The organism is Parapedobacter sp. (genome assembly GCF_035556095.1).
Classification (GTDB): domain Bacteria; phylum Bacteroidota; class Bacteroidia; order Sphingobacteriales; family Sphingobacteriaceae; genus Parapedobacter.
This window is the reverse complement of sequence record NZ_DATMFT010000023.1, coordinates 1-17224: the sequence shown is the minus strand read 5'-3', so window position 1 is coordinate 17224 and position 17224 is coordinate 1. Positions and strand designations below refer to the sequence as shown.

Below are 17224 nucleotides of genomic sequence, written 5' to 3'. Positions count from 1 at the left end.
ATGGAAAAAAAAGCGGGGCTATTGATTTCGATGTGTGTGATGGTTTTCCAATGGGGCATCGCACAGCCTGCGATGCACAACGATACCCTCGTGCCTAGCGGTATCCGCATCGAATGGGATCAAAATACGCTTCAGCGCCTAGCCCCGCAGGATGAGCGCCAGCTACGCTATGCGGGTTATCCGCGCGTAAAACGGCTCAGCGACGGCACCGTTATTGCCGTTTATGAGGCGCAGGGCAATACGGAGTTAATCTGGAGCGGCGACTCGGGGAAAACATGGAGTGAGCCGACCATTACGTTCCACGGACATACCCATTCGGATACCCATGGAAATGAAGTTAGGATAAATATGGCCAATCCCGAGTTTATCGAGTTAGGGAACGGTGATTGGTTGGTGGCATGTAATCATAGGCCCACAAAGCCGGAGGTAGCACCGTTTGCTATTGCTGTTGCGCGAAGCAATGATCGCGGAAAAACGTGGCATAAGCCCCAAGTGATCTATGAGGCTGAACCTCGTTTTCGCGATGGCTGTTGGGAGCCGGCTTTCCTGCAATTGCCCGACGGTACGTTGCAGGTTTATTTTGCGAACGAGAAGCCGTATACATCCACAGATGAGCAGGAGATATCCATGTTGGCTTCGATGGACAACGGCTATACCTGGAGCAGCATTGCCCGGACGGTAAGCTTCCGGCCGGGCCGGCGCGATGGTATGCCTGTACCATTGGTGATCGGCGACGAAATTTTGGTCGCCATTGAAGACAACAAGGTGGGGCAATTCAAGCCTTACATCGTCCGCACATCGATTGCTGATAATTGGAAAGAGCCTGTAGGCGCTGAGTCGCCCATGCGCGAGTATGCGTTGCGCGACCCGTTGCCGGAGGACGTTTATGCGGGAGCGCCTTATCTCGCCCGGCTTGCCACAGGGGAGGTGCTGTTAGCTTACCAAACCACAAGGGGCAGGAGCACTGATTGGGAGAAATCGACTATGGAAGTGGCGATAGGAGACAAAGAGGGGCGTAACTTCCAGAAAATATCCCGCCCTTTTCCGGTACCCCCGGATAGGGAGGCCAAATGGAACGCAATTGCGCTGTGGGATGAAAACACGGTCGTAGCTACATCCGCCACCAACTTTGATGGTGGTACGATAAACGCTTGGATGATTTTGGGACGAGTCGTTGTGGACGATTAGTAGTAATTTTTTAGATGATACTGGATATGTTTATTCGCTCTTTTTTTACTCTTTTTCTTAAATCCCTTTCCTATTGCATCGTCTTAATTGCGATGTTGTCAATTCCCGAAACGCAACTCGCGGCACAAGAAAAACAAGAATTGTTTTTTGCAGACCCAACGATTTATGTTGAAAATGGAAAGTACTACCTTACCGGCACGGGGGGAAGTGGAAAGTCGGCATCGGCAGGATTCGCGGCGTTGGAATCGACGGATTTGAAAAATTGGACCGTGCCCACGGGTATGCAAGGCCCTACACACATGATCCTCTCGAAGGGCGGGCAGGCCTTCGGTACCCATGGTTTCTGGGCACCGCAACTATTCAAGGAAAACGGTATCTATTATTTAACGTATACGGCCAATGAGCAAACCGTATTGACCCAATCAACCGATTTGCTGGGCCCCTATACGCAAACGGAAGTTGCCCCTATTGATGGTACCGAGAAGAATATCGACTCATACATCTTCAAAGATGACGATGGTAAGCATTACCTCTACCACGTTCGGTTTTCGGATGGCAACTATTTGTGGGTGGCCGAGTTTGACTTGGAAAAAGGGAAGATTAAGCCTGAAACGTTAACGAAATGCTTTGATCAAACCGAACCTTGGGAAGCCACGCCGGCCTATGAGTCGGCACCCATCATGGAAGGGCCCACCGTTATCAAGTTAAAAGGTAAATATTACCTGTTCTATTCGGCCAATCACTTCATGAATATCGACTACGCCGTCGGGTATGCCGTTTCCGATTCGCCCTACGGGCCTTGGGTCAAGCAAAGCGATAGTCCGATTATCCACCGCTCCATCGTTGGTGAAAACGGGTCTGGGCACGGCGATTTATTTGAAGGGTTGGATGGTCAATTATACTACGTGTACCACATACATTTCGATCAACAGCAGGTAACGCCCCGGCGGACGCGGATCGTTCCTGTCATTAGGAAGTGGGACGAAGCCGCCGACCACTATACGTTCCGTGTGGACAGCGATGGAGTAATTAAACCGATGCTAAAAAAATAGCGTTATTTTTTCATTCAAGTTTAAACGAAATGTTGATTTACAATTTTCTCGTTGTATTACTTTTACTGGCGGGATGTGCGCGCACCGATGAGCAACCGGACGATGTCCCCCAGCAACCGGATCCATCGGTAGCAACCTATACTAACCCGGTCTTCGAGCCCATCCTTGCGGACCCCACGGTTGTTCGTGATCCGCAAACGGGACACTTTTACGCGTATGGAACCCAAGATGACTGGGGCGATGGGCAAGGCAGTCGCCTAGTGCCTATCCTGCGGTCGGCCAACCTGGTAGACTGGCAAGTGGTGGGGCAGGCCTTTGGAGAAAAGCCCGACTGGAAAGCGGCCGGAGGGATATGGGCCCCGGATGTAAACCTCGTGAATGGAAAATATCACCTCTACTATGCATATTCTACGTGGGGCGATACTAATCCGGGTATCGGTGTAGCCGTAGCGGAAAAGCCGGCGGGGCCATTTGTCGATCATGGTAAAGTATTCAGCAGTGAAGAAGTAGGTGTGCCCAACTCCATCGATGCTTTTTATTTTGAGGAGGAAGTGGGAAAATACCTGTTTTGGGGCAGTTTCAGCAGCGCACCCACGCAAGGTACGTATGTCGTGAAGTTGGCAGCCGACGGACTTTCCGTACCCGATTTGTCGCAAAAAGTCAAAATAGCAGCAGGCGACTTTGAAGCCGTGATGATTCATAAACGGGGCGCCTATTATTATTTCTTTGGCTCCAAAGGCAGTTGTTGCGAGGGGGCTGACAGCAAATACCATGTATTGGTCGCTCGGTCGGAAAACCTGATGGGACCGTATTTGGATAAGGACGGATACGTGATCACCGATCGTGGGCGGGGAACGCTTTTTTTAGAAGGTAATGCACGCATTGCCGGCCCAGGCCACAACGCACGGCTAATCGCCGACGATGAAGGAACAGACTGGTTCCTTTATCACGGTATAGACCGCGCAAAGGGCAAGGTGTCGAGCGGGGCAAGCCGGCGGATGCTGCTATTGGATAAAGTCACTTGGCGCGATGGCTGGCCGGAAATTGCAGGCCGCGTACCCAGCACCACCCCACAGAAAGCACCGGTGTTTCAGTGATACTGGTGGTACGAGTCGAGTGCAACCTTCTGGTATTCGTTGCGGTACTGGTGGGGCTGCTTGCCGGTGACCTTCTTGAATTGTTTGTTGAAATTGGTCATTGACTGAAAACCGCACGCAAAACCGATATGGTCAATATTCATTTTGTCTTCCTTGAGGAGTTTACACGCATACTCGATGCGTATTTCTTTCAGGAAGTCTGAAAATGACTGATTGACGCGTGACTTGAAGTACCGACTGAATGACGTATTTGTCATGCTAGCGATGGAAGCGACTTCCTCCAAATGGATTTTCCGATGGAAGTTTTTCATGATGAACTCGTACACTTTGTTCATCCGATCCGTTTCAGCCTCCGTATTGTACGATTTGGAATGTGTATCAGTAATGAGATGACATTCGTTAGAGAGTGCAATGGTATTCAGTATTTTAAGAAGTTGGATGATGCTGTCGGCACCTTTCAGCTCAAGTAACTCAACCATCATGCGCATGACGGCAAGCTTGGTCTTGCCGCTAATCTCAATGCCGCATTGCGAGCGTTGGAAAAGGTGTTTGATACTTTCGAACTCTTCCTTCTCGTGAATATTCTCGCCGAGGAAATAATCGAGGAAATAAATCACGATCACTGTAGTGCTCAAGTTGCTATCTTTTTCGAAATAACTGTTATGGCTGCGCCATACATGGGGTAAGTTGGGACCGATAAGGACCAAATCATTCGCTTTGAACGGTTTGATACTGTCGCCCACGAACCGGTTCCCTTCGCCTTCCATCACGTACGATAATTGAAACTCGGGATGTAAATGGAACGTAGGGTCAAAATAGGGCTCCACTTGCTTACGCACCACAAATGTCCGGTTTTCCGGTATGAGTGCCTTGGGGATAACGTGTGTTTTCTTCATCTATCTAAATTTGTTTATTCATCGCTTTTTTTGTTTCTAAAGGCGTTCATGCTGCCTTCGGCGGTTTTAATGGCAATGAAGCTATCATATTTATTCATCCCCTGAGTGAGCTGAAAAACCATGATGGTTTCATGATTTGTCATTACAAATATATAAAAATATAATATTATGATATAATTTGACTATAAAGGGATAACATACCGCGGTTTTCTTGTAGCTTGGTAGCCTACTTTTGTGTGGTAGACGATTATAGAACTAGTATATATGAAATTACGTTCCCTTTTGAGTATTGCCGTTTGCTGTTTGTTGCTGACCCAGTGCACGCAAGTAAACCGCGATTATCCGCGGCGCGCAGAAGTACTGTTCGTTGGCAGCGCAGATGAAGAGGTGGAGGCAAGCAAATATGCATCGTGGTTGGCTATTGAGCTTTTCCAAAGCGGTATCAACCTTACATACACCGAAGATCTTGGCGACCTGAACAAGAAAGGCCTCCGCGTATACGATGGCGTGGTGCTGTTCGCGGTTTCCGACGCTATTGCTCCCGACCAGCAACGGGTCTTGGCAGATTTTGTGTCTGATGGGCGAGGGCTTTTGTCTTTTGGTACGGAATCATTGGTTATGGATGGCGCCGAACCAGCGGAAGGGAAGGGCGACGCTGTGGGCGATTCGGTACAATACTTGGTGAAAGGAAACGGCCGTATATTCCACACGGCACTCGGTAGAGAAGAAGCTACCTGGAAGCATTTGGACTTCCTGCGGTTAATCAATAGCGGCGCACAATGGGCATTGGGCGATGAGGTGATGGGATGGGTGGCAAAGCTGGAGATTCCTAGTGTAAGTATTTACGAAGATACCATCGCCGATTTCACGGCCCGGCATTTCGTGCCGAAAATGCAGGACCCACTGTCGCCTTCGGAATCAGCTAAGCTTACACAGATTCCTATTGGTTTCGAATTGAAGCTGTTTGCATCAGAACCCGATATTGTCAACCCCATGGCTATGGGTTGGGACGAAAAGGGGCGCTTGTGGGTTATCGAAGCGATGGACTACCCCAATAATTTCGTGGAATTGAAAGGGGAAGCTAATGACAAGATAAAAATTTGCGAAGATACCGATGGTGATGGTGTAGCCGATAAGTTTACGGTATTTGCCGATGGGCTGAATATCGCCACGAGCTTCACATTTGCCAACGACGGCATTATTGTGTCTATGGCGCCCCATTTCGTCTTCCTTAAGGACACCGATGGCGACGATGTGGCCGACCTCCGCGACACCATAATGACCGGTTGGAAAAAGGACGATACGCATGCCGGTCCGTCTAACCTTCAGTACGGGTTTGACAACAAAATTTGGGGCGTTACAGGTTACGCCGGTTTCAATGGCACCGTCAATGGCCGGCGGATGACCTTTGGCCAAGGGGTGTATCACTTTAAGCCCGACGGAACGGACTTTGAATATCTGGCAACGACCAGCAACAACACGTGGGGACTGGGGATGACCGAAGATAACAATGTGTTTATTTCTACAGCAAACAATACCCACAGTGCTTACTATTCCATGCCCGAACAGTTGGTACAGCGGCGGCTCCGGAACGACGATAGCCGTCCAGCGGTCAATGCGGTGCAGAAGATCGACGGTCACTATGAGGTGCATGCCATGACACCCAACCTCAGGCAGGTGGATGTAGTCGGCGGATTCACGTCTGCCGCGGGACACCACTTCTATACCGCTCGGGATTACCCGGAGAGCTATTGGAATAAAGTGGCCTTTGTTACCGAACCCACCGTACGCTTGGTGCACAATGCGATTATCGAACCGGATGGCGCCGGTTTTAAAGAACATGATGGCTGGAACCTGGCCGCTAGTTCGGACGAATGGTTTGGCCCGATCCACACGGAAGTCGGCCCAGACGGCGCGGTGTGGATACTCGACTGGTATAATTTCATTATCCAACACAATGTGTTTGTGCCGGCACAGGCACCATCCGACAAAGTGCTGCCGTTTGTGGAACAACCACATGGGCCCGGCAACGCATTCGAAAGCGAGTTGCGTGACCAAAAGTATGGCCGTGTATACCGGTTGGTGTATAAAGATGCCAAGCATCGTAATGTATTTAAGCTTTCTAAAGACGATCCGGATGGCTTATTGAAAGCACTGAAGAGCGATAATAAGTTTTGGCGTACGCACGCACAGCGGTTGTTGGTAGAACGTCAACAAGACGACGTGGCTAAGGGGCTGATGCAGATTGCGGGCGATCGTAAGGTAGACAAAATCGGACTGAACGCACCGGCAATCCATGCCTTGTGGACACTCCAGGGGTTGAACCTGATTGGTGAGCGGGAAGACGTGGCTGAAGCGGTGATAGCAGCATTGGCGCATCCATCCGCAGGTGTACGCAAAGCAGCGGCTCAAGTACTTCCGATAGCCGACAAGTTCCGCGATGCATTGCTGAGCAGTGGCGTACTGGCCGATACCAATCTGAATACCCGCTTGGCGGCGTTTGTGAAGCTGACGGAGTACCCGGCATCCGAAGCGGTCGCGGGAGCGCTACTTGAGGCGACCAGCGATTCGGTTAATGAAGGCGATAAGTGGCTTTCCCAAGCGTTGTTTGCTGCGATCGCGCACCATGAAGATGCATTCTTCAAACTGGCATCAACGCCGAATGCAAGTAGCTTTGCCACCCGTATACTCGAATCGTTAACCAACGAGGAGTACACGTTAGGTCGCCGGAGCCGGCTTGCCTTTTCGCCCGATGTTTCAAACAAGGAAATTGATATCCAAATGGAAGTACAGCGGCGCGATAACCAACCTTATAATGGGCTCATTGTAGGGCAAGGCGATAAGGCCGCCGGCTACGCTGTCTATGCAAAAGACAACCAGCTATTTTTCGCCGTTTATCAGCATGGCCAAACCGCAACGGTAATGTCACGTGGTAACCTGCCGAGCGAATTTGTAGCCAATGCCCGCCTTTCTGCAGATGCCTCGATGGAATTGCTCATCAATGGAGTGAGCCAAGGGAGCGCCAAGGCCATGCATCTGTTTGCCGAGCCGCTTGGCCTCAACTTGCGTTCGGGAGAGGATTTCGACGAGGCGCATGCCTTCGCCGACTATGGTGGCCCATCCGGATTCACGGGTAACGCCAACAATATCACAGTAAGACTGTCCAGAGCGAGCCGATCAGCCGCTTTAGCACACGGCGATGCACAGGCTGACACCGACCCTGCCGCTGGCGTGCCTTCGGAACGGATTGAGCTAAAAGCGGTGAAAGACATCATGCAATACGATAAAAAGCTGATTAGCGTTCCGGCCGGCAAGCGGATAACCCTCGTGTTTGAGAATCCCGATGGTATGCAGCATAACCTGCTGATTATCCAACCGGGTACACTGGATATCGTAGGGAAGGCGGCGGATGACATGCTACGGTCGTCGGAAGCCTTTGAAAAGCAATATATACCCGATATTCCCGAAGTATTGCATCACACGCCCTTGGTAAGTCCGGGAGAAAGCTATACGTTGGAATTTACCGCGCCTGCCGAACCGGGAGATTATCCTTATGTGTGCACGTTTCCGGGGCATTGGCGTGGAATGAACGGTATTATGCGCGTAGTTAAGTAACGATAGAACAAAAATAGAGTAACATATGGACAACACGATGAAACTGTTAGCGGGATTGGCATTATTGCTCATTACCGCGGGCCACGCACTCGGGCAGAACAAGCCCATCCGGATTTTGATGGTGGGCGGCGGCGGCTCCCATGATTTCGCCCGGTGGTATGGACAAGAGGACAAAAAGACCATCGAGTCAACAGGTAAATATAGCGTTACCTACACCGAGCAGACCGACTCGATACCGGCTTATCTAAAACAGACAGACCTTTTGGTACTTACCAATAACCAACCAATCAATGCCCAAGGCCAGGCCGCAATCACCAAATTTGTCGAAAAAGGCCATGGGTTGCTGCTGCTGCATGCCGCGGTATGGTACAATTGGGAAGATTGGCCCGCATATAACCTCAATTATGTGGGTGGGGGCAGCAGAAGCCACGAAACATTCCAGGAGTTTAAAGACTATGTAGTCAATCCCGCACACCCCATTACGCAGGGCGTACCGGCAAAGTTCGGGTTCAAAGACGAATTATACCGCCACGTGCCAGACCCGGCAGCCAAGGGCATTGAGGTGTTGGTCATTGGCCAATCAATCGAAACCGACGCGGTTTATCCCGTCGTTTTCACGGTAAAGCATCGCAAAGCGAAAATCGCCGGGATCACATTGGGCCACGACGAGCATAGCCATCAGCATGAAGCATACAAGAAATTGTTGATTAACGCCGTCAACTGGGTTGCAAACGAATAAATAAAGATATAAATAGCTAAAAACAAGATCAGAACATGTCACAAATCACTGTCGTTATCGTAGGAATGGGTTTTGGGAAAGAATTCATACCCATCTATCAAAAGCATCCGAATATCAAAGCTGTCGGGATTTGCACACGCAACGAAAATACACTTAACGAGCTGAAAACAAAATTCAACCTCGATGATGATTTGGTCTTCACCGATTTCGAAGAAGTTGTGAAGCGCGATGATGTCGATGCGATCCACGTAGTAACGCCGGTACCGGAGCACGCCCGGATGACATTGGCCTCGTTAAATGCGAATAAGCATACGGCCTGTACCATACCCATGGCGATGACGGTGGAAGACTGCGAAGCGATTGTTGCTGCGAAGCGCAAATCGGGCAAGGTTTATATGATGATGGAGACCGCCCTATACACCCGTGAGTTCCTTTATGGTTTGAAATTAGCCGAAACCGGAAAACTCGGTAAAATCCAGTTTGTCCGGGGATCGCACATCCAAGATATGAGCATGGAAGGCTGGGCTGAGTATTGGAAGGGTTACCCACCTATGTTGAACGGTACACATGCCATTTCACCACTATTGCGCATCAACAACACCATCGCCGAATCAGTGGTTTGCCACGGTTCGGGCCGGCTGTCAGACGATTTGGCGAGCCGTTACAATGCACCCTATGCGGTAGAGACCGCTACGTTTAAACTGAAAGACTCCGATGTGGTTGCAGAGGCTACCCGTTCGCTCTTTGATGTGGTAAGGCAGTATCGCGAAAGTTATGATGTATACGGAACGAAAATGTCTTTTGAGTGGGAACAACTGCAAGACGAGGAACACGTGATATTCGACGGGGGCGAGAATGCACGGCGTATCGACGTGCCTGATACCGATGAATTGTTGATACCTGAGATTGCTGACTTTACCAAACGCGAACGAATTGACGACCCTAACCACGTGTCGTTCCTTCAGGGAGCGGGGCACGGGGGTTCTCATCCCCACTTGGTGCAGGAATTCGTCGCTGCAATCGTGGAAGGCCGGGATTCAGCGGTAGATGCGGCGCTCGCAGCAAACTACACATGTGCAGGTATCTGCGCCCACGAATCGGCTATGAAGGGCGGTGCCAGGGTCGAAATCCCCAGTTTTGAATAAGTTAAGCGAGTTTTTTAGTTAGGTTGGTTTATAATAATGCATATAGGAATTAGCACGTTCGTTTGGGTTTCACCGTTTTCAACGGCATCGTTCGATATTTTGCATAAAGCAAAAGACATCGGATACGATGTCATAGAAATCGCTGTGGAAGACCGCGATCTGATTGATTGGGTAGCTTTGAAGAAGGTCAGCCGTGAGCTGGGTTTGAACGTGACAGTAAGTGGGGCCTTCGGTATGGATCGTGATATTTCCAGTGAGCGGTCAGAAATCCGGGCGAACGGGCTTTCCTATATCATTGACTGTTTGGAAATTGCAAACGATTTTGAAAGTCCTGTGTTTGGTGGGCCACTTTATTCGGCAGTGGGTAAAACCCGGTTGGTTTCTGCCGAGCAGAAGGTTCAGGAAAGGGAGTGGTGCCAAGAAAACCTCTATCAGGCTATCCGCAGGGCAGAGCGGCTTGGCGTCACGTTGGCACTGGAACCGCTAAATCGTTTTGAGACCGATATGGTTAATACAGTAGACCAAGCCATAGCAATCGTAGACGAGCTGGATAGCCCGTTCCTCAAGATTTTATTAGATACGTTCCATAGTAACATCGAGGAAAAAAATATCCCCGCAAGTATTGTCAAGTTGGGTGATCGGCTTGTCCATATCCAAGCCAATGAGAACGATCGCGGAACACCCGGAACGGGACACCTGGATTGGCTGGGTATACGGGATGCGCTTCGCAGCATCGATTACGGAGGAAGCCTGGTGATTGAAACTTTCGGTGCCCCTTCCAAAGAACTGGCCCGAGCAGCTAGCATTTGGCGGCCATTGGCCAACAGCGCGGATGAATTGGCAGCGGAAGGGTTTGCATTTTTAAAGAAGACTTTTGTTGATGATGAGTGATTGATAGAAAATACAATGTAAAGAAATAACCATTTAACACACCAAATTATGAGACGAAGGGAATTCATTTACATGTTAAACACGGGGGTGGCAGCCGGTGTATTATCACAGACAGCTTTTGGCGGGGTATTCCGCGGCGTGTCGCGTGCATCACGCATGCAAGACGAACTGGCCTACCATACCATACAATCGGTAACATTTGATGACGTACGCATGCAATACCCGCGGTTTGTGGGGAAAAATGCGCGGCTGGACGTACATGGCTATGGACCACGTATCGGAATATGCACCATCACTACCGATAAGGGTGCTAAGGGTTGGGCTTCCCTACGGGGCGGCCGCGATGGTGCCCAACGTTTGGTTCCTGAATTGGTAGGTAAGAAAATATCAGACGTGTTCCACGTCGATGTGGGCATCACGGACGATCGCTACCTCCCCTTCGATATCGCGTTGCATGACCTTGCGGGCGTGGCGCTGAATAAACCGGTATATGCGTTGTTGGGCCGAGAAAAGCCGTTTACGACAAAGTACTACAGCGGCATGATTTATTTCGATGACCTCGAACCGTCCCATGCGCCGGGCGGTATCGATAAGGTACTTGCAAATTGCCGTTACGATTATGAATACGGCTATCGGCAATTCAAGCTTAAGATCGGCCGGGGGCATCGTTGGATGGCTCAAAAAGAGGGGCTGGCCCGGGATATAGCGGTAACTAAGCAAGTCGCGGCAGCTTTTCCCGATTGTGAGATACTGGTGGATGGCAACAACGGTTTTACGGTGAATGAATTTACCGCATATCTCGAAGGGATCGGTGATACACCGTTGTTCTGGATCGAAGAACCGTTTCATGAAACCATAGCCGACTACCGGAAACTTCGTGACTGGATGGCAAAGGCCAACGTGCAGAGCCTGCTCGCAGAGGGCGAAGCTGACCCTGACCCCGTCTTATTGGACGAACTGATGCAGCAGAAACTGATGGATGTGCACATCTCCGATATCGAGGGCCTTGGGTTCACCAATTGGCGGAAGCTCATGCCGAAGCTGGTGCAATACGGGGTCCAGGCTTCTCCGCACGCCTGGGGTTCGCTGCTCAAAACCTACTATACTGCACATATGGCCGGCGGCTTGGGAAACACGGTGACGATTGAAGGGGTGACCAGTACCTCGGACGATATCGACCTCAGTGGATATACGATCAAAGATGGGCACCTAATCCCACCAACTGCCCCGGGATTTGGGTTGGAATTGCTGAGGTAGCCACGGCAACGGGGTACCGATGGTTATCTTGTACCCAGTTAATAAACCGATTTAGCTAAATCAATATAAGCGAACAGTTGAGTGTAGAATTAATCGATACAATTATAACAGTAAAATAAAGTAACAGACCGATGAGTACAGCTTTCCTTGCAATAGTGTTAGGGCATGTTGGTCGGAAATACCATAGGAGGGTTCTTCCGCCAGACTAATGACCATCAAGGTCATACCAATTATCAGCATCCGTAGCGACCGCGTTTATTAAGATGTAGTTCAGAGCCTCCCTCGGGAGGAATGCCATGTATTCAATACACCATGGTATAGCGGTCGCCATGACTTTTTTGTAGCCACTTACGGTATCGTAAATTATTGAAAATGAATGTTAACCAACAATTAATTCTATGAAAGTGAAAATGAGAACACGTGATAAAAAGCCACTATGCGTGATGATAGCGGCCTTTATCGTACTTAGCTTTGGTGGTTGTAAGGATAATGATCCCACCGTCGAAGCCGTTCAGCCGTTCGACCCATCCAAGCCGGTGGTCGTATCCGATTTTAATCCCAAATCGGGGGGAATGGGGCAACGCCTTGTGATCTATGGTGAGAACTTCGGGGATGATCCGGAAAAGGTGTCGGTATTTATCGGCGGGAAACAAGCGAAAGTAATCAATGTGCGGGGCGAATCCCTCTACTGTTTGGTTCCCCGGCAAGCATTCAGCGGCGACATCGAAGTGCGTGTGTCGGATGACAGTAAGCAGGTGATCGGTAAATCCCCGCAGGCGTTTGACTACCAGCGTAAGATGGTCGTGTCTACGGTTATCGGATATCGCAACGATCGCGGTGACGAGCCGTGGAAGGATGGGAAATTTAAAGATCCCGATGAGACGAAAATGGCGAGTGGATTTTGGGAGCCGTCTTTCATGAAATTCGATCCGCTCAATCCGAAGCATTTATGGATGACGTTTGATTTTAATAACGGGCTTTACCTGATTAATTTCGAGGATAGCACCGTTACAAAGAAACGTTCCGATTTTGACCGTCCCCGCAGTATTGATTTTACGCTTGATGGCCAGCACATGATTATTGCGGAAGACCGCGGGGGAGAAAACGACCGGGCAACCTATCGGTTGTCGCGTGACAAAGATTGGCAAGACAGGGAAATACTGACCAGGTATCGGCAATGTAATGGTGCCTCCATACATCCCGTGAATGGCGAAATGTATTTCAATAGTTATGAAAAGGGGCAGTTTTTCCGCTTCGACCTGAATAAATATTTTGAAGAGGGTCTCGGGGATAAGGATTATGAAACCTTGTTTGTGGTGCACGACCCGCAATGGGAATATAAGATTTTTATGCATCCGACGGGCAACTATGCTTACATTCTGGTGATTAACCAGCACTATATCCTCCGGGTGGATTATAACTGGGAGAAGGAACAATTTAACCAACCCTATTTGGTAGCCGGCCAGCTTAGAGCCGCGGGCTATGAAGATGGCGTGGGTTCGTCGGTCCGCCTCCGGAACCCTTATCAGGGCGTATTCGTGAAAAATCCCGATTACGTGGAGGCTGGCAAGCCGGACGAATATGATTTTTATTTCACCGAGCAGCATAACCACGCGATCCGTACGCTGACGCCCGAAGGGAGTGTCACCACGTTTGCTGGAAGAGGAAGTTCCAGCATCAACAATGACCCGTGGGGTTATGTGGATGGGGATTTAAGAGAGGAAGCGCGGTTTAACCAGCCGACGGGCATTGCCTACAGCGAGGAGGAAGGCGCCTTTTACATCGGCGACAAGGATAACCGCCGGATACGCAAGATTGCCCTGGAAGAAATGGATGACAACCAATTAGACAATACTAATGAAGGAGATGATGACTAGGTTATTATTAATAAGTATGTTACTTATCGGTGTAACATTACGTACACTGGCTCAAGAAATAGTCGACGTAAGTGGTGTCGTGGTCGATGAAAACAAGACGCCATTAATCGGGGTAAGTGTCTTTGTAACAGATGCCCCCGGCTTGGGAACGGTGACCGATAACGACGGTAAATATAGCATTCGGGTTGAGCGCTATAAGAAGTTGACCTTCTCGTATATCGGCTACGACAAACAAGAAGTACTGATCAAAGATGATTTTGTGATCGATATAACGCTCCAAGAGTCGGAGATGAGCGTATTGGATGAAGTCATCGTAACGGGTACCGGCCCGCAGACAAGGTTGACGATGACCGGGGCCGTGAGTACCCCAGATCTGAATGACATGAAATCGAACCCCACGTCGAGCCTGTCAAATGCCTTGGCCGGAAATGTGCCGGGCGTGTTGGCCATGATGCAATCGGGCCAGCCCGGGAAGAATATTTCAGAATTCTGGATTCGTGGGATATCCACGTTCGGTGGTGGCACAGGCGCATTGGTATTGGTCGATAATATCGAACGCGACCTGAATGAAATCAATATTGAAGATATCGAGACCTTTACCGTATTGAAAGATGCCGCGGTTACGGCGATTTATGGGTCGCGGGGAGCAAACGGTGTTATCCTGATTACGACGAAGCGTGGTAAAGAGGGCAAGATTAACATCAGCTTTAAGGACGAGACCATTTACAATACGCGTACCATTACCCCAGAGTTCGAAGACGGGTTTACGTACGCGAACCTACTTAATGAATCGCGCATTACCCGCAACCACGAGCCGATTTACCAGCCCGAAGAGTTGGAAATCCTGCGGTTGGGCCTGGACCCCGATTTATATCCGAATGTCAATTGGCAAGACCTACTGCTGAAAGATGGCGCCATGACCTACCGGGCCAACGTAAATGTAAGCGGGGGTGGGGCGACGGCCCGTTATTTTGCTTCGGGTAGCTATGTCGATGAAGGTGGTATGTACAAAATCGACGAAACGTTGCGGAACGATTACAATACCAATGCCAATTACCGGCGGTGGAATTACCGGCTCAATGCGGATATTGATATCACCAAGTCGACGCTGCTGAAAGTCGGTGTTTCCGGTGCGCTCAGTAAGCGTAACAGCCCGGGTCTGGGCGATGGGGATTTTTGGGGTGTTCTTTTCGGGTACTCGCCTATACGCACGCCGGTGATGTATTCTAACGGCTACGTGCCGGCGGTTGGTACCGGTAATCAAACGAATCCTTGGGTGGTTGCCACGCAAACTGGGTTCAATGAGAATTGGGGAAACAACATACAAACCAACATCGACATCGAGCAGAATTTTGACTTCATCACGAAGGGTCTTCGTGCACGGGGAATCATCGGGTTTGATACGAACAACTCAAGCACCATTGAGCGCCGGAAGTGGCCCGAGCAATGGCGTGCCGAACGTGCCCGCAATGAAAACGGCGAACTGGTGTTCAGCCATGTTTCTAATCCCGCCGAGATGTTTCAGAACAGCTATTCAAGCGGCAACAGGCGTGAGTTCGTTGACGTGATGATTAATTACGACCGGAATATTGCAAGCGACCATAATGTGGGGGCCGTGGCCCGGTTTACCCGCGATGCTTATATAGAAACGATAGGTATCGGTGGCGATATCAAGAATGGGATATCCCGAAGGAACCAGGGACTGGCAGGCCGTCTTACTTATAACTACAACTACCGGTATTTCGTCGATTTCAATTTCGGTTATAACGGTTCGGAAAACTTCGCTGTAGGCGAACAATACGGTTTCTTCCCAGCATTCTCTATGGCGTGGAATGTGTCTGAAGAATCGTTTATTAAAGACAATGCAACATGGTTGGATATGTTCAAGATCCGCTATTCATGGGGCAGGGTGGGCAATGATCAGTTGGGCGGCGGTGAACGCTTCCCTTATTTGTACACCATCGCAGACGGACATTTCAATGATGATGGCGACTGGGTGAATGAGGCTGGTTACCAATGGGCCGATTATGGTTTTGATCGATCTTTTATCGGTATGAAGTACGCACAGGTCGCTTCCCCCTACGTGACATGGGAAATGGCCGTCAAACAGAACCTGGGCTTCGATATTGCCCTCTTCAGAGACAAGGTGATTGCCAACCTCGACTTCTTCGACGAGGAGCGGACAGGCATTTATATGCAACGGAACTTTTTGCCGGAAATGGTAGGTTTGGAAAGTAACCCGCGGGCCAACGTAGGTGCCGTAAAATCCCGTGGTTTTGACGGGCGTCTCGAATTCAAACAGAAAGTGGGCGAGGTAAACCTGACGGCACGGAGTAACATCACCTATAGCAAAAACGAGATTCTGGAAATGGATGAGGAGAACAACGTGTATGCCTACCAGAATGCAGAAGGCTACCGTGTAGACCAAGCCAGGGGATTGGTGGCCCTGGGTTTGTTTAAAGACTACGATGATATCCGCAATAGCCCTACGCAAGTGTTTGGCCCCTATCAACCTGGCGATATCAAGTATAAGGACATCAATGGCGACGGGGTGATTGACGATGGCGACCGCGTGGCTATCGGCGCTACGAGACGGCCCAACCTGATCTATGGACTTGGCGTATCTGCCAGTTGGAAAGGCTTGGATGTGAACGTGCATCTCCAAGGTGCCGGTAAATCAACCTTCTCTACTTTTGGCAAAACCGTTTACGCATTCAGCGAAGGCGAGTGGGGGCAAGTGATGAAAGGGATGATGGGCGACAACCGGTGGATATCCGCTGATATTTCCGGCGATCCCGCTACCGAAGATCCGAACGCTTCCTATCCGCGCTTGAGTTTTGGTGCCAATCCCAATAACTTCAGGGAATCAACATACTGGCTACGAAACGGCCAGTATCTCCGCCTCAAAACGGTTGATATTGGCTACACGCTTCCCAAGCAGCTGGTAAACCGGATAAAAACCAACAACATCCGGGTTTTTGTAGTAGGCACCAACCTATTGACATGGTCAAAATTCAAGCTTTGGGATCCTGAATTGGCTACGCCGCGGGGAGAAGATTATCCGCCGTCCAAATCCGTTACACTCGGGATCAGTGTTAACCTTTAAGTTCAAAAGCGATGCAAAAGAAGATATATTGTATGTTATTGATGGTGCTTGGCACAAGCATCATTTCTTCCTGTAACAAGGATTACCTCGAATCGGACCAGTATTTCAAAGACCGCCTTACGGTCGAAAAAGTGTTTTCAAGCAAGGTATATACCGAACAGTGGCTAGCCCATGTGTTTGCTGAGTTCACGGGCATTAATGCGGATGTGGCGAGTAAGGGCGTTACACCCCACAGTTTTGCCGACGACATGTATTACGGCGATCGTGACAAAGATTACGACCCATCGAAGAATGAATTGTCATACAACATGTTCAAGATGGGCCTTTACACCGAGAACGATAAACAAGGTACATGGACACA

Annotated in this window: 12 protein-coding genes and 1 pseudogene; 11 read left to right on the top strand and 2 right to left on the bottom strand. The window is 49.8% G+C overall.

The annotated features are described in order from the left end of the window. From VNQ80_RS14890 to VNQ80_RS14880, 3 genes are all read left to right on the top strand, one after another. Positions 1 to 1188 carry a sialidase family protein gene (locus VNQ80_RS14890; RefSeq protein WP_325640027.1) on the top strand — a complete coding sequence of 396 codons (1188 nt, stop codon included), beginning with the start codon at positions 1 to 3 and terminating at the stop codon, positions 1186 to 1188. Between the two features lie 92 nt (positions 1189 to 1280). Then, positions 1281 to 2240: a glycoside hydrolase family 43 protein gene (locus tag VNQ80_RS14885; protein ID WP_325640025.1), complete on the top strand. Its 960-nt coding sequence runs from the start codon at positions 1281 to 1283 to the stop codon at positions 2238 to 2240. A 29-nt stretch (positions 2241 to 2269) separates the two neighbouring features. Further along, positions 2270 to 3337 carry a family 43 glycosylhydrolase gene (locus tag VNQ80_RS14880; RefSeq protein WP_325640023.1) on the top strand — a complete coding sequence of 356 codons (1068 nt, stop codon included), beginning with the start codon at positions 2270 to 2272 and terminating at the stop codon, positions 3335 to 3337. Here the strand turns inward: VNQ80_RS14880 and VNQ80_RS14875 are convergent. Together VNQ80_RS14875 and VNQ80_RS14870 are read right to left on the bottom strand one after the other, a co-directional pair. Next, positions 3331 to 4233, bottom strand: a complete 903-nt coding sequence (locus tag VNQ80_RS14875; protein WP_325640021.1) for an AraC family transcriptional regulator — start codon at positions 4231 to 4233, stop codon at positions 3331 to 3333. The two genes, VNQ80_RS14880 and VNQ80_RS14875, sit on opposite strands and share 7 nt — an antisense overlap. Before the next feature lie 14 nt (positions 4234 to 4247). Further along, positions 4248 to 4376, bottom strand: coding sequence for a hypothetical protein (locus VNQ80_RS14870; RefSeq protein WP_325640019.1), 129 nt, complete (start codon positions 4374 to 4376; stop codon positions 4248 to 4250). Between the two features lie 121 nt (positions 4377 to 4497). On the opposite strand from VNQ80_RS14870, the gene VNQ80_RS14865 reads away from it, so the two are divergent. The 8 genes and pseudogenes from VNQ80_RS14865 to VNQ80_RS14830 form a co-directional block, all read left to right on the top strand. Beyond that, positions 4498 to 7848 carry a PVC-type heme-binding CxxCH protein gene (locus tag VNQ80_RS14865; protein WP_325640017.1) on the top strand — a complete coding sequence of 1117 codons (3351 nt, stop codon included), beginning with the start codon at positions 4498 to 4500 and terminating at the stop codon, positions 7846 to 7848. Between the two features lie 37 nt (positions 7849 to 7885). Then, on the top strand, positions 7886 to 8587 hold the full coding sequence (locus VNQ80_RS14860) for a ThuA domain-containing protein (RefSeq protein WP_325640015.1): 702 nt from the start codon (positions 7886 to 7888) through the stop codon (positions 8585 to 8587). A gap of 35 nt (positions 8588 to 8622) precedes the next feature. Then, positions 8623 to 9732 carry a Gfo/Idh/MocA family oxidoreductase gene (locus VNQ80_RS14855; protein ID WP_325640013.1) on the top strand — a complete coding sequence of 370 codons (1110 nt, stop codon included), beginning with the start codon at positions 8623 to 8625 and terminating at the stop codon, positions 9730 to 9732. Between the two features lie 36 nt (positions 9733 to 9768). After that, on the top strand, positions 9769 to 10623 hold the full coding sequence (locus tag VNQ80_RS14850; RefSeq protein WP_325640011.1) for a sugar phosphate isomerase/epimerase family protein: 855 nt from the start codon (positions 9769 to 9771) through the stop codon (positions 10621 to 10623). Between the two features lie 48 nt (positions 10624 to 10671). Next, a complete protein-coding gene (locus VNQ80_RS14845; RefSeq protein ID WP_325640009.1) occupies positions 10672 to 11880 on the top strand; it encodes an enolase C-terminal domain-like protein in 1209 nt (402 codons plus the stop codon). Between the two features lie 410 nt (positions 11881 to 12290). Next, positions 12291 to 13757: an IPT/TIG domain-containing protein gene (locus VNQ80_RS14840; protein ID WP_325640007.1), complete on the top strand. Its 1467-nt coding sequence runs from the start codon at positions 12291 to 12293 to the stop codon at positions 13755 to 13757. Continuing rightward, entirely contained in the window at positions 13747 to 16863 is a 3117-nt protein-coding gene (locus VNQ80_RS14835) for a TonB-dependent receptor (RefSeq protein ID WP_325640005.1), read from the top strand. The genes VNQ80_RS14840 and VNQ80_RS14835 overlap by 11 nt, the downstream gene beginning before the upstream one ends. A gap of 11 nt (positions 16864 to 16874) precedes the next feature. Beyond that, a pseudogene (locus VNQ80_RS14830) lies at positions 16875 to 17224 on the top strand (hypothetical protein); the annotation flags it as partial.

Coding starts and splice junctions, on each gene's coding strand:
- VNQ80_RS14890 (WP_325640027.1), top strand. CDS start 1: ATGGAAAAAAAAGCGGGGCTATTGATTTCGATGTGTGTGATGGTTTTC.
- VNQ80_RS14885 (WP_325640025.1), top strand. CDS start 1,281: ATGTTGTCAATTCCCGAAACGCAACTCGCGGCACAAGAAAAACAAGAA.
- VNQ80_RS14880 (WP_325640023.1), top strand. CDS start 2,270: ATGTTGATTTACAATTTTCTCGTTGTATTACTTTTACTGGCGGGATGT.
- VNQ80_RS14875 (WP_325640021.1), bottom strand. CDS start 4,233: ATGAAGAAAACACACGTTATCCCCAAGGCACTCATACCGGAAAACCGG.
- VNQ80_RS14870 (WP_325640019.1), bottom strand. CDS start 4,376: ATGACAAATCATGAAACCATCATGGTTTTTCAGCTCACTCAGGGGATG.
- VNQ80_RS14865 (WP_325640017.1), top strand. CDS start 4,498: ATGAAATTACGTTCCCTTTTGAGTATTGCCGTTTGCTGTTTGTTGCTG.
- VNQ80_RS14860 (WP_325640015.1), top strand. CDS start 7,886: ATGAAACTGTTAGCGGGATTGGCATTATTGCTCATTACCGCGGGCCAC.
- VNQ80_RS14855 (WP_325640013.1), top strand. CDS start 8,623: ATGTCACAAATCACTGTCGTTATCGTAGGAATGGGTTTTGGGAAAGAA.
- VNQ80_RS14850 (WP_325640011.1), top strand. CDS start 9,769: ATGCATATAGGAATTAGCACGTTCGTTTGGGTTTCACCGTTTTCAACG.
- VNQ80_RS14845 (WP_325640009.1), top strand. CDS start 10,672: ATGAGACGAAGGGAATTCATTTACATGTTAAACACGGGGGTGGCAGCC.
- VNQ80_RS14840 (WP_325640007.1), top strand. CDS start 12,291: ATGAGAACACGTGATAAAAAGCCACTATGCGTGATGATAGCGGCCTTT.
- VNQ80_RS14835 (WP_325640005.1), top strand. CDS start 13,747: ATGATGACTAGGTTATTATTAATAAGTATGTTACTTATCGGTGTAACA.